This window comes from Belliella alkalica (assembly GCF_022549785.1).
GTDB classification, from domain to species: Bacteria; Bacteroidota; Bacteroidia; order Cytophagales; family Cyclobacteriaceae; genus Belliella; species Belliella alkalica.
Genome location: NZ_JAKZGO010000001.1, coordinates 551,077 through 565,314, shown reverse-complemented (window position 1 = coordinate 565,314; position 14,238 = coordinate 551,077). Strand labels below are relative to the sequence as shown.

Here is a 14,238-nt window from a genome sequence, read left to right as displayed (position 1 = left end):
TGGATTTATCTAATAAAATTAATTTCACGAAATGCAGGATTCGGGTATTTATAAAAACCTTCCCCAGACTTTTCTCCCAATTTCCCTTTGTCTATGTATTGCTTCAAAAGGCCTGCAAAAGCCTGAGAGGATCGATCTGGCATCTTTCGTGTAACATGCCATGCAGTGTCTAAACCGACATTATCCAATATCCCAAAAGGCCCCATTGGCATATTGAAATTGACCATCCATGATTTGTCAATATCTTCTATGCTAGCTACTTCACTGGTCAGTAATCTCCCTGCTGCACCAATAAATGCCATTAGCATGGAATTGAAAATGTATCCTGGGTTTTCTTTTTTGACCAAAACAGGGACTTGGTGCAATGATTTCCCGAAATCCTCTAACATAGGAATCATTTTGGGATCAGTGCCGGGATGTGGCATAATATCAACTATTTTGCTGTAAAAAACATCATGAAAATGAAAAGCACAGAATTTTTCGGGACGTCCAGAAATTTCCGCAAATAAAGAAGGTAAAAGGTAAGAGGTATTTGTGGTAAATAATGTTTTTTCAGGCGCTAAACTCCCGAAGAGTTTCCATACTTTTTCTTTTGTATCTATATCTTCCAGAACACTTTCATTGATGATATCTGCATCATATACAGCTTCCAAAGGGTCTAAAGTGAAAGTTATTTTATGAACAATTTCAAGTGCTGATTGATCCTGAATTTGATTTAGTTTTATGAGCTGTCTCAAGATTTTTTGCATTACCTTCACAGATGAATCCAATGCCTCTTGTTTGATATCATAAACGCTCACTTGATAGCCTGACAGCGCAGCCTGAAGTGCTACTCTACTCCCCAAAGTGCCAGCTCCGAGAATACATACTTTTACTATTTTCATATTCTTCAAATCGTAAATCCGCCATCGGCTGTTAATACTGCACCTGTAGTGTAAGAGGCACTGTTTCCTGCTAAGAAGAGAGCCATTACACCAATCTCCTCTGGGTTACCGATTCTTTTGATTGGTAGCATTTTCATCATACCTTCCATGATTTTTTCATTGCTCCAAAGTGCTTCCGAGAATTTGGTTTTGATCAAGCCCGGACAAATTACATTGACGCGGATTTTATGGTCTCCCCATTCTTTTGCAAACCCTTTGGACATCGAGATCAATGCTGCTTTGCTCGCAGAGTATATTCCTAAACCTGCTTCAGGAGAAATCCCTCCAATTGAACTGATGTTGATTACTGAAGGGGAGGAGGATTTTCTTAAAAATGGAAAACATAGTTTCATCAATTCAAAAGGGGCTTTCACATTTACATTCATAATCTTATCAAAAGCTTCTGTACTTGTTTCATGAATTGGTCCGAAAACAGGATTAGCAGCGGCATTGTTCACCAAAATATCTATTGTACCATACTTTTCAACTGTTTTGTCAACCAAACTCCTTAGTTCCTCAATGTTTCCAACATTACAGGAAATTCCGCATACTTCATATCCTTTGGCTTTCAACTTATTTGCTAATTCATCCAAACTGTCTTGCTTTCTACTAGATATGACAACCTTTGCACCTGCAGCGGCAAAAACTTCCGCTATACTATATCCAATACCTTTGCTGGCTCCTGTAATCAATGCCACCTTATTGTCCAATGAAAAAACGTTTGATAAATCCATTTTTCGAAATTTTTAAATTTTAGAGTTAATTAATTTGTGGTATTTCATTTTTATAATTTTACTTTAATAAGTTTCCAAAGGTTATATTAAATGACGGAAAAATATTTAATATACAATTAAATATTTGAAATATACATTTTCAATTTAATCAAAAGCACCTTAAATACTAAATTTTATATCAAAAAAGTGAGGCCTACCAAGTAATATTTGTACTTTGGGTTTCTATGATTTTCTCTTTAATTCAATAAACCTTATTTGATATGAAACAAGTAGTATTTCACAAAACAGGACAACCTGCTGATGTTTTGAAGCTGGAAGAAGCACCAATGCCAAAGTCAAAACCAAATGAAGTCTTGATCAAGGTAAAAGCAAGAAATATCAATCCTTCTGATATTATGTTCATTAGGGGAATGTATGGAATTACACCTAATTTTCCAAGCTCAGCAGGATTTGAAGCAACTGGTGTAGTCGAAGAAGAAGATGAAAAAAGTACTTTTAAAAAAGGTACCAAAGTGATTTTTACAGCTATTGGAACATGGAAAGAGTATGTAGTTGTACCGGCCCATTTACTGATACCAGTGCCCGAAGGTATGTCTGATGAGATAGCCTGTCAAGCCTTTGTCAACCCGCTGACAGCTTATGGAATGATTGAAAAAAGTGGTTTGGGGTCTGGAGATTGGTTGTTGATCACTGCTGGAGCATCGGCATTTGGCAAACTCGCAATTCAGATGGCGAGTCAGAAAGGTATCAATGTGGCTTGTACCATCAGAAATGATAAGCAAAAAAGCCTTTTGGAAGGTTTGGGAGCAAAGCTTGTGATCAATACTGAAAAAGAAAAACTTCAAAAAGTAATCGCTGAAAAAATAGATGGAGGAATTCATGTCGTATTTGATGCCGTTGGGGGAGTCCTTGGAGCAAGGGCACTTGCTAGTTTGAGGGCAAATGGTACCATGATGGTTTTTGGGCTATTGAGCCTCGAAAATATCCCACTAAACTCAGGTTTGTTAATATTCAAAAATCTTAAAGTAGAAGGGTTTTGGTTAACGACTTGGATAGAAAGTTTGGATAGAACAGCTAGGGAAAAAGCATTCAAAACCATATTTACTTATCTACTTTCTGAAAAAGTAAAAGTAGATGTTCAAGCAACCTATCCACTTGATCAATTCCAGGAAGCTTTGGTAGAATATGAAAAGGCTGGTAGAAATGGAAAGATAATTTTGGTTAGTTGAGTGGATTGGTGGAAGTGGTAAATTATGGATTTTGAATCCCATTTTAATCCTCAAACCCTCCTAAACTCTAGAGAATAGTTATTGAGTTGATTAGGTTATTGAGTGGATTGGTGGAAGTGGTAAATTATGGATTTTGAATCGCATTTATACACTTCTAATCTGCAAAATGAATAAAAAAAATCCCAACCAAAATGGCTGGGATTTTTTGTTTTAGATCATTTAATTGTGGTGCTTCTGTATGACTTTCCGCTTTCTTGTAATAGATAAGTAATAGATTCTAAATGAACGATTCATGGTTTGTAGACAATTTGGGCAGTTGTCGGTAAATGAATGTTCACAAATTAGAGTACTTATTTATAATGAAGGTGCAAAATTGCGGATGCTCATAATATTTTACTTCGTCAAGGCCTTTTCCCGCTGAACCTCGAGCATATCAGTAGGAGGAGGGGTGTTATCTCCCAATAAGTGTTGAACAAAATAATCTCCCATTCTCCAGAAGAAGTACTCTGTCATATCACCAAATCCATGTCTCTGACCTGGTAAGATGATAAAATCAAAACGCTTGTTGGCTTTAATCAATGCATTGGCCATTCTGATAGTGTTTGCAGGATGTACGTTGTTGTCAACATCTCCCGTGACCAATAGAAGTTTGCCTTTTAGGTTTTTTGCCAAATCTGGATTTTTTTCAACTTTATAAACGAATGATGTATCACCTTTTGGAGAAATCAATTCCTGAACACCATGATGCTTCTCAGACCACCATCTGTTGTAAATATTATTTTCATGATTTCCTGCTGAAGAAACCGCTACTTTGAAGAAATCTGGATAGACTAACATGGCTGCAGTGGACATAAATCCACCTCCAGAATGTCCGTGGATTCCAACTCTATTCCTATCGATATATGGATGACGATCTGCCAATTGTTCTACTGCTGCTTTTTTGTCTGCCAAACCGTAATCCCTAAGATTTCCATAGCCATAGTTATGATACCATTTTGACCTTCCAGGATGACCGCCTCTGTTGCCTATGGTCACTACCACAAAGCCAAGTTGTGCCAAGCGGTCTGTTCTGTCAAAACCTCTGCTAAAAGATTTGTTCACTGCTTCGGTTTGAGGTCCTGGATATACATACTCTATGATTGGATAGATCTTTGTAGAATCGAAGTCAAAAGGCTTGTACATCACACCATACAAGTCTGTGATTCCATCATCAGCTTTGAATTTGAATGTTTCAGGAAATTTATATCCTGCAGCAAAAAGATTGGACAAATCTGCTTCTTCCAAATCCATGATTTTCTTTCCGGTATTGTCATGCAGCGATGAGGCAGGAATTGTATTTACTCTTGAATAGTTATTCACAAAGTAATTCCCTTTGTCATTGGTTGAGGGGCTGTGATTGAAATCACCAGGATTCAATAAAGTAATAGCTCCACCGTTTAAGCTGACTTTGTAAAGATGCTCGTAATAAGGATCTTCACCTGTTTCTTTTCCGTTGGCTATAAAGTATAGAAACCTACCTTTTTCATCTATAGTAGCAATCCTGTCAGAATGAAAAGGGCCTGATGTAAGCTGTCTCTTTAGGTTTCCATTTTTATCATAAAGATAGTAATGTCCCCAACCGTCTCTTTCTGACCAATGGATTATTTCATTTCCATTATTAATAAGCTCTGGTTTGTTGATGTCAATATATGTGTTGCTTCTTTCTTCAATTACGACGGTTTTTGACCCTTCAGAAATATTCCAACGGACAATATCTATCTTCTTGAGATCTCGGGAAGTTATAGAGAAATAAAAGCTGTTTTCGTCCCCCAACCATGTGATTGGCGTAAAGTCATCATCTCTACTGACCTTGAGTCTGGATGCTGTATACAACCCAATCGTTTGATCCTTAAAGGTGTTCACATCTAGCTTGGACATTTCCTTGGAATCAAAAGAGTAATGCATCAGATCTGTGATAGGCTGTTCTTTCTCACCTGGCATGGCATACTTATAGGTTTCCAAAGTAGGTCTTGGGTCTTTTGTGTTCTGAATTACCCATAGATCTTTCACTTTTCTTACATCTGATCTTGTAAAAATAAACTGTTTGCTATTTTCAGACCAAATTACACCTGCGCGTTTTCTTTTGTCTTTATTCTTTTCTTCATCTACATTGTCTTCTCCACGACCACCTCCATAAGAAAAGTCTTTTTCTCCATCTTCTGTCAGTTGATTCTCTACGATGGTGCTGTCTTTTTCATCTTTTACTGCCTTCAGGAAATTTTCCTTGTCCATCCAAAAAAGGTTGTCATGTTTGGCAAACACAACTTTGGAAGAATCTGGAGAAATATTTGCCCAAGCCAGTCGCTTAGCATCTTCTTCAGGATCTTCGACCTCAATCAACTGCTGATTTTGCAAATTGTATCTGAATACAAAAGTCTTTTTCTCAAGAGAATCCTTGGCACTCTTGTTTTTCTCTTTGATTTCATCCCAATCCTTCTTTAATACATCTTGGGTGCTTTTGATTTTGAATTGAATAGTGTTTTCGTCTTCCAGAAACTTTAAGCTCGTAATGTTCAGGTGTTGTCCATCAAATGGGTCTTTAACAATTTTTGTTAGCTCAGCTGCTAATTTATCTTTGTCAAAAAATTCCCTTTTGGTCTTAGCAGCTGGGTCTACGATATACCAATTTTTGCCATTAGAAGTTTCGTAGGTGTACCAAAACCGATCGGATTTTTTTAACCAATGTGGATCCACATCAGTTGTGAATACCATCTTTCTGACTTTTTCTGGAGAAAATTTTGATGCGAGTTCATAATTTCCTTTTGTGGGTGATTCTTGTGCTTCTGCAATTCCTATAGAAATGAAAAACACGAGAAAAGCGTATATTTTCTTCATAAAGTGTATTTAATATTTACGTAAAAATATTAAATCATCCCACTAGGATAGAACCACTTATGTAAAACTTAAAATAGCCTATTTTTTCCTTGAGCAAGGATATGTGAAATTGAATGAATTCAGCTTCAATCATCACTTCTTTTCCATTCTCAAAATTGGAAAAGGATTCCCTTGATCATCCAGTTCAGATCTTTCATACTCGACAAATCCAAATTTCTGATAAAATCCCACTGCATGAATATTTTGTTCGTTGACATCTACTTTATTAGCTTTCAATTCAGTCAATGCATATTCAAGCAGCATCCTTCCTAAGTTTTTGCCAATGTAATCGGGTGACAAAAATAGCATTTCAATTTTGAAGTCATAAATTCCAATAAAACCTAGCATTTCTTCTTCTTCGGTTAAACAAAAAACATCAAGTTCACCAAAGTCCATCGTCTGAACCAATATCTTAATTGATTCAAAATCTGATCGTTTTAAAAATGTATGTGTGGCCAGTACAGATTTTTCCCAAACATCAATCAATTGTCCTCTCAAGTCACTTGAGTAAGGGATTATCTTAAAATTATGATTTTCCAATAGTTTGTAATCTGTTTGTTAATTGTTTCTAAAATAAGCTACCCTGAACGATGTTTGGTTTTGTTGCTTGGATAGTTCCCTTAAGCATATCTTGCATCAACCTAATGAACCCAGGTTTCCAATTGTCAATGTGGATTTTTATTTCTTTGTTTTCATAATTTACAGGTCCACTTAGTCTTTCATATCCTATAAGCATGCTCCAAATGGTGTAAAATGTAATTTCAGGTTGTAATTCGGGCCTTATACTTCCGTCCTTAATGCCTTGGGAAACCATTTGAATTCCAAATTTTCCGCAATCATGATGGATATCTAGCAATTTTTGGAAGTGAACACTTTCAAGGATTTTAGGATCGATTTTTTCTCTCGTATGTTCATCATTGTATAGACTTAATACACCCAAGAAATTGAGAATGGCATCATAGTACATTCTGTTTTCGAGACTATAGTCCAAATATTTTTGAACCAAATCAATCAGCATTTGCATCCCGTTTTTACCTTTTGAACGAAATACATCTCGAAATACATCCTTTAGTCCTTCGAAAGCTTTTCTAGTGACAGCCATATATAGATCTTCTTTGTTTTTATAGTAAAAATAAGTGAGCCCTTTGGATATTTTGGCACCTTTGGCAACATCATCCATTTTGGTCGCATGATACCCTTTTTCTTTAAAAAGTCTTATTGCAGATTCAAGTATTAACTTTTCTTTTTGCGTTCTTTCTTGTGCACCCATGATTTAAAGAGTTTCTTTTGAATTGAGTTCAAAGATATTAAACAAAATTCAGGTTTGAGCATTGTCAATATGGTAATTGTCATAAAATGGTGGTAGTGAGCTTCAAAATTATTACTGTCATAATTCAGAATGTCCATAATCTAATCTATACTTACAAAAGTGGATTATTATATTAAAAATCTTCTTTCTAATGTAAAAAATACCCTGTAGTTGGTATTTTATATCAGCATATTTGTACCTAAGTTGCATTCTCATTTAAAAAGTGAATTATGCAATTTTTAATTAAACTAAAAAGAGGTAGTTCGAATAACAAAATTTCTCGAAGTTATCAGTATCAGTTGTCTGCCGCCTTGGAAAATATACTTGAACAAGCTGATAAATCTTCTATGCAGAGTATTTATGGGGATCAAGCTTGTTCGAAGCGCTTCTATCCTTTTACTTTTTCAAATTTGGATTTTGATTTTTTTCTCGAGGATATCGAAAGTGAGCTTTTTACGCATATAGGTGAAAATGCTAGCTTAGATATGAGGATTTTAGTTGATTCCAGTACATGTGATTACATTGTAGATTTACTAAAGGGACAAAGAATCAACTTTGTAAGCTCTAATGAGATTGTGGAATATAGTATTCATGATTTAGAGGAAATACCCAAAGTAGATTTTAAAGATGAAATGATTTATAAAGCAGTCACACCAGTATTTTTGGTAAATAAAACCGATAAAGGTGAAATGGATTATGTTTCCCCTAATGATATCAAATATGCGGGTTTATTTAAAAATCAATTATTGAAAAAATTTTCGAGCTTTTTCCCTGAGCTCAAAAAGCTTCAAAAATTAGAAGATTATTGTCCTGAAATTGTTTTTGAACCAATTTCTGAAATTCAAAAGCGTGGAGTTGTATTCAATGATTTTGAAACGGATCCTATCAAACTTACAGCTTATCAGTATGATTTTAAACTTATAGCTTCACCATTATTACAAGAATTAGGATATTATGGTGGGTTTGGTACTCAAAATTCTCTAGGGTTTGGTTGTGTTTCCGTAAAAAACCTCAGTTAAAGTCAAATTTTTATTGTCATTTTTATTCGGTTTTTTATTTTCTTTAAGTTACTGTTTTTTTATTAGTTAGATAAGATTAGTTTAGGAGGTTGATTTTATTCAGACAATCTATTTGTTGGAATTTTTCACTTTATATGAAATCTAGCTTGGGGTAATTGGTATTCAAATATTCAAGCAGCATTCTCTTATTTCATTATCTATCTCAGTTAATTGGGAACAATTGAAAGACAAATTTTCATCATATGAATGGGCAAAATAATTTTGTAATACACAAAGAAGTGCTTCCTTTTCTGAACATTTCCATGTATTTGAATAATAAAAAACTAATCAGAAATTTGATAATAGAAAATACTTCTGATATAGACTCGGGCAGCATAGTAATTAGGATATCAGCAGATCTTGAATTTATCAAACCTTTTGAATTTTCTGTTCCTTACATTCCTGCTGAAAGTGACTTAGGTATTCCATTGGAAACATTGAGTATCAACAGAGATTTCCTTTCCAAGTTGTCAGAAACAGAAAAATCGGTAATCACAATAGAGGTTTTGGAAAATGACATCCTCTCTCAAGTTGACACTTTTGCTGTAGAAATTCACCCAATTGAATTTTTTGGTGGATTCCAAGTACTCCCTGAGTTGATTGCATCATATGTGACACCCAACCATCCATTTGTCTATCAGATCAAAAGAAAAGCAATTGCAATATTGGAAAAGCAGGGTTTGATAACTGCATTTGAAGGATATCAGTCACAAGATGTTGAGCGCGTATTGCAGATAATCTCTGCTATATATTCAGCTATACAAAGTGAAGAAATTGCCTATAGTGCTTTGCCCCCAAGCTATGAAGAGAGGGGACAAAGATTGAGGCTTCTGAGTACTATTCAGAAAGAAAAATTTGGAAATTGTATTGATTTGACTTTACTCTTTGCGGCTTGTTTGGAAGCAGTAAATCTTAATCCGATTTTGATTTTAGTAGAGGGGCATGCCTTCGTAGGATGCTGGCTTCATGATGATAAATTTCCTGAGATCATTAATGATGATAAATCGGCCATCACCAAACGTCTTTCGAAGGGTATTCGTGAAATAGTTGCTTTTGAAGCTACAAGTGTCTGTCTGGGTACAGCTATGAAGTTTAGTGACGCATTGGCTTCAGGAGAATCACAATTGATTCAAAAAGAAGATTTTCAATTGTCAGTAGATATTAAGAGAGCGAGAACTGCCTTCATTCGTCCTTTGCCTTTGATCAATGAATCGGGTGAGGTGATATTAGACCAAGGGGAATTGATAAAAGATGCTTACAGCAAGTCTGATAAAAAATTTGATATTGGGACTATCTACAAGGATGACTTGCTAGAAGACAATACTGGTAAAACCAAACAAAAAATATGGGAGAGAAATCTTCTGGATTTATCTCTTCGAAATAATCTGCTCAACTTGCGGATGACACGGAATATGCTGCAATTGGTAGATGTAGATATCAGTCATTTCGAAGATACATTGTCAGAAGGTAAGACCTTTTCCATTATGCCAAATCAGCAAGCGGAAGTGCAGCGCAAATACAATTATTTTTCTCCACCATTGCATAGTTCTTCTCCTCTTTTTCAATTGGCTAGTGAAGAACTGAAATCTAATCGCTTGTTGACGCATTATCATCAGCAAGACCTTGATAACATTCTGACCTATATTCATAAAAACGCAAAGCAATCTATTGAAGAAAATGGTTCAAGTACTTTGTATTTAGCTGTAGGGTTGCTAAAGTGGTATGACCGAAAAACGCCTGATCAACCACGTTTTTCTCCTATTTTATTAGTGCCAGTAGAGCTACAGCGAAGATCTATCAATAGTAAGTTTACACTCAAAAGTCGAGAGGAAGAGACTATGATCAACATTACCTTGGTAGAATTTCTTCGCCAAGAATATGAATTGAATTTAGGGGCGTTGGAGCAGTTGCCATATGATGATAAAGGGGTTGATGTAGCCAAAGTCATGGGGTTATTGAGAAGATCTGTGATGCAGATGAAAGGCTGGGACGTAGAGGAGCAATTGGTATTGGGGAATTTTTCATTCAACAAACTTATTCTATGGAAGGACATAGTTTCGCATTCAGATGATATTCTGAAAAGTGAAATAGTCAGGAGTTTAGTAGAGGGAAAGTTAGTTTTTAGTAGTGATAAGGAAGGTATTGAAGGAGTAAATATCGACGGCATCGAGTCCAAGTCCATTGCATTACCGATTCCTGCAGATGTATCCCAAATGGAAGCAGTATTGACAGCAAGCAGAGGGCATAGTTTTATACTGCACGGACCTCCTGGTACAGGCAAATCTCAGACCATTACCAATATTATTGCAGATGCTTTGTTTAATGGAAAAAGAGTGTTGTTTGTAGCGGCAAAAAAGGCAGCACTTGATGTAGTTCACAAGAGGCTAGAGCAGATAGGTTTGGGGGCATTTTCTTTGGAGTTGCATTCCAATAGATCAAGGAAATCAGACGTTTTGGAGCAGTTATCCAAATCTTTGGAATCAAACAGATTAGCTAAATCTGCTGATTATATTCAAGAATCAGAAAGACTTGATACTGCCAAGCAGGCTATAAGCAAATATGTCGATGTACTTCACGAAATTCAACCTATTGGCTGGAGTTTGTATGAAAGTATTACTGCATTACAGGATTTTGAGGAATATAGTTTTGGAAGGAATTTGATTCCACAGCTGATTCTAGAAAAATTAAATTTTAAGCAATGGCAAGAATGGACAGATTGGTTGCCCCAGTTCCAGTCTTTGGCAAAGATAGTTGTTCATCCCAGTGAGAATCCACTGGAAGATCTAAGAATAACTCAATATTCCCCGTCAATTAATGAGTCTATTTTATCTCAAAGTCAGTTTTTGATAGAGATAATGTCAGATCTAAATAAGAAACAGGACGCAGTGGTGGATGCTATTAAGTTCCCATTTTCTGTGAATTCAAAAAAGGATTTCTTGCAATTTAGACAAGTAGTAGAAGTTGTTGGAAGTTTGCCAGATATGCCATTGGAATTATGCCGTTTTTTAGCCAACAAGGATAATTTTGATTGCTTTGAAGAATGGATTAATCATTACTTGCATTTTCAAAAAGCACAATTGAGTATCCTTAGTGAATACAATAGAAGTGTTTTAGACTTAGACTTGACGAGCATAGAGTTAGAATGGAAACAAGCAAAACAGCGTTGGTTGCTTGGACAATGGTTGCAAAAAAATAGGATAAAGAAACAAGTTGCAATACATAAAAATACAGTAATAAAAAGTGATTTGGAAATTGAGAAGCTGTTTTCTGAAAACCGTCAGCTCAAAGAAGTACAAAGGATATTACAGCAAAATAGATTTTTGGAAGTGACCAAATCATTAAAAAATCTATTCAAAGAGGATCAGACTGATATAGACCAAATAAAGGGAAGGGCACATTCATTTAGAAACTTAGCACAGCATATGCGACATTGGGGAGCACATGCGCTAAGCCAATGGATGCATGTTTTCAATAATTTGGAATATCAATATACAGGAGAAGTGTTTTTTCCAAATTCAAAGTTGTGTAAAGATTTTTTGCACCAATCTGAAAAGTTTGAAAAAGCAGAAGATGATTTTGAGGCTTTGGTTGGGATAACCTTTGAAGATGAATTAGACTGGATCGATCAAGCTAAGGGTCAGTTAGCTGAAATACAGAAACATTTGCCTGAATTAAAGACATGGATGAATTTTGTTCAAGTATCTAATCAGGGAAAATCAATGCATTTGCAATGGTTGATTGATGCCTATTATAATAAATCCTGTGATCATGATAGCTTGCATGCATATTTCCATTATACGGTACACCGATCTATTGCTGAGCAGGTAATTTCAAAAAGTGAAACCTTGAGCTTATTCAATGTGAATTTATTTGAAAGTAAGATTGAGCAATATAAGAAGATTGCTATTGATTTCAGGAATTTAACAATATCAGAACTAAGATCCAAGTTGGCCTCGAACCTTCCAAGCACTTCAATAGAGGCCATGCAAAGTTCTGAAATAGGGATACTACAGCGAGCTATCAAAAACCGTGGAAGAGGAATGAGTATTCGTAAACTTTTTGATCAAGTTCCCAACCTATTGCCGAGACTAGCTCCATGTATGCTTATGAGTCCAATTTCAGTTGCTCAATATTTTGATGTTGACTTGAATCATTTTGACTTAGTAATATTTGATGAAGCATCCCAATTGCCTACTTGCGAGGCGATTAGTGCATTGGCGCGCGCTAAGCAGGCGATTATTGTAGGAGATCCTAAGCAGATGCCTCCAACTTCATTTTTCAATACGATAAAATTAGATGAAGAGAACATGGATGTGGAAGATTTGGAAAGTATATTGGATGATTGTTTGTCTTTATCTGTTCCTTCAAAGTACCTTTTGAGGCACTATCGTAGTAAACATGAAAGTTTGATTGCATTTAGTAATGTTAATTTTTATGAAAATAAGTTGCTCACATTCCCTTCTGCCGATGATTTAAACCGAAAAGTCCAGTTTCAGCATGTAAAGGGTTTTTATGATAAAGGAAAGACACGGACAAATGTAAATGAAGCCGATGCAATAATTGACTATTTGCGATCACATTATAATGACCCCTTAAGGAGAAAATTAAGTATTGGTGTAGTCACATTTAGCCAAACCCAGCAAAATTTGGTAGAAGATAGACTACAGGAATTATTTATGTCAGATATCAAATTAGAAGAATATGCGAATGAAAGTTCAGAACCTTTGTTTGTCAAAAATCTTGAAAATGTCCAAGGAGACGAAAGGGATATAATCTTGTTTTCTATAGGATATGCGCCTGATAAAGACGGTAAATTGAGTATGAATTTTGGTCCCCTAAATAGAAATGGTGGATGGAGAAGATTAAATGTCGCTATCACTAGGGCTCGTAATGAGATGCTTGTTTTTGCGACACTAAAATCTGACCAAATTGATTTATCAAGAACTTCATCAGAGGGAGTTGCAGGGCTTAAAGCTTTTTTGAATTTTGCAGAAAAGGGTCATTTGATGATTAGGCCTGAAGATATCTTGAGCAATCAATCCAAAAAACATTTGTCAAAAGCCATAAGCAAAAAATTGATAGCTAAAGGTCTTAGCGTAAAATGTAATGTAGGTACTTCAAATTTTAAAGTTGATATAGCGATTGTTCATCCTGAGAAACCTCAAGAATATATATTGGGAATAGTTTTGGATGGACATCATTATTTGAATGCTCAAACCACCAATGACCGTGAAATGGTGATGCCTTCCATGCTAAAATCATTAGGATGGAATATTCACAGACTATGGACCATGGACTGGTATGAAAATTCATCAAAACTGGTTGATGGAATTATTGAAAAAGTCGAAATTTTACAAAAATACAAGGGAAATATTCCAACAGAGAATGATTTTCAAAGTAAAGAATCCAATGAAATAAATATAGATAGGTCTTTGTCTATTGATGAAGAGGATTATTCAGAGGAAATCATTATTGAAGAAAATTTATTACGAACTCCTTATGTATCTCACAAGATTACACCTATGTCATTCGCTAATATTGAAACAATCTATGATGATACCTACAGGGACAAAATCAAGAAACAAGTATTGGAAACTGTAGAGGTTGAATCTCCGATCAGTAAAGCATATTTATTCAAAAAGATATTGCAGGTATGGAATATTGGAAGATCAAGTTCAAAGTTAGACAACCACTTAGAAAGTATTATCAATGAATTAAGTATCAATAAAGTCATGCATCATCAGCCTTTTTATTGGAATTCAAGGCAGAAGGAAGGGTTGACTCACTATCGTATTTCAGAATCTGGAAAACGCAACATGGAAGATATCGCGCCGGAAGAGATTTTGGTAGCGCTGGAAGAAGTAGTAATACATAACTTAAGTATAGAAGAAGAGGAGTTGCTACGCTATTTGTCAAGAACTTTTGGTTTTGCAAAAGTTGGAAAACAAATTGAAGTTCTTTTAAGGTATGTAATTGATATGGCAATTAGTAATGGTAAAGTCAAAAGAGAGTCAGGAAGGATTTTGTTATCAAAAAAACATATAGATTAATTTATGATGTAGCGTTTGCCCA

At 35.4% G+C, this 14,238-nt stretch carries 8 protein-coding genes; 3 read left to right on the top strand and 5 right to left on the bottom strand.

Going from position 1 to position 14,238, the window contains the following annotated elements; all coding sequences use genetic code 11:
- Nucleotides 1–5 precede the first annotated feature (5 nt).
- Both MM213_RS02155 and MM213_RS02150 read right to left on the bottom strand, forming a co-directional pair.
- Nucleotides 6–884: a 3-hydroxyacyl-CoA dehydrogenase gene (locus MM213_RS02155; RefSeq protein WP_241409707.1), complete on the bottom strand. Its 879-nt coding sequence runs from the start codon at nt 882–884 to the stop codon at nt 6–8.
- A 5-nt stretch (nt 885–889) separates the two neighbouring features.
- Entirely contained in the window at nt 890–1,657 is a 768-nt protein-coding gene (locus tag MM213_RS02150; protein ID WP_241409705.1) for an SDR family NAD(P)-dependent oxidoreductase, read from the bottom strand.
- A gap of 260 nt (nt 1,658–1,917) precedes the next feature.
- On the opposite strand from MM213_RS02150, the gene MM213_RS02145 reads away from it, so the two are divergent.
- On the top strand, nt 1,918–2,886 hold the full coding sequence (locus MM213_RS02145) for a zinc-dependent alcohol dehydrogenase family protein (RefSeq protein WP_241409701.1): 969 nt from the start codon (nt 1,918–1,920) through the stop codon (nt 2,884–2,886).
- A gap of 393 nt (nt 2,887–3,279) precedes the next feature.
- Here MM213_RS02145 and MM213_RS02140 read toward each other — a convergent pair whose 3' ends face one another.
- From MM213_RS02140 to MM213_RS02130, 3 genes are all read right to left on the bottom strand, one after another.
- The gene (locus MM213_RS02140; RefSeq protein WP_241409699.1) at nt 3,280–5,760 is read right to left on the bottom strand and encodes a S9 family peptidase; all 2,481 of its coding nucleotides are present in this window, start codon (nt 5,758–5,760) and stop codon (nt 3,280–3,282) included.
- Between the two features lie 132 nt (nt 5,761–5,892).
- A complete protein-coding gene (locus tag MM213_RS02135) occupies nt 5,893–6,339 on the bottom strand; it encodes a GNAT family N-acetyltransferase (protein WP_241409697.1) in 447 nt (148 codons plus the stop codon).
- A 28-nt stretch (nt 6,340–6,367) separates the two neighbouring features.
- Complete coding sequence (locus MM213_RS02130) at nt 6,368–7,069, bottom strand: TetR/AcrR family transcriptional regulator (protein ID WP_241409695.1); 702 nt, start codon at nt 7,067–7,069, stop codon at nt 6,368–6,370.
- A 269-nt stretch (nt 7,070–7,338) separates the two neighbouring features.
- Here MM213_RS02130 and MM213_RS02125 point away from each other — a divergent pair, with 269 nt between their 5' ends.
- The gene (locus MM213_RS02125; RefSeq protein WP_241409693.1) at nt 7,339–8,127 is read left to right on the top strand and encodes a CRISPR-associated endoribonuclease Cas6; all 789 of its coding nucleotides are present in this window, start codon (nt 7,339–7,341) and stop codon (nt 8,125–8,127) included.
- A 242-nt stretch (nt 8,128–8,369) separates the two neighbouring features.
- Entirely contained in the window at nt 8,370–14,216 is a 5,847-nt protein-coding gene (gene proA / locus MM213_RS02120; RefSeq protein ID WP_241409691.1) for an anti-phage protein ProA, read from the top strand.
- Nucleotides 14,217–14,238 lie beyond the last annotated feature (22 nt).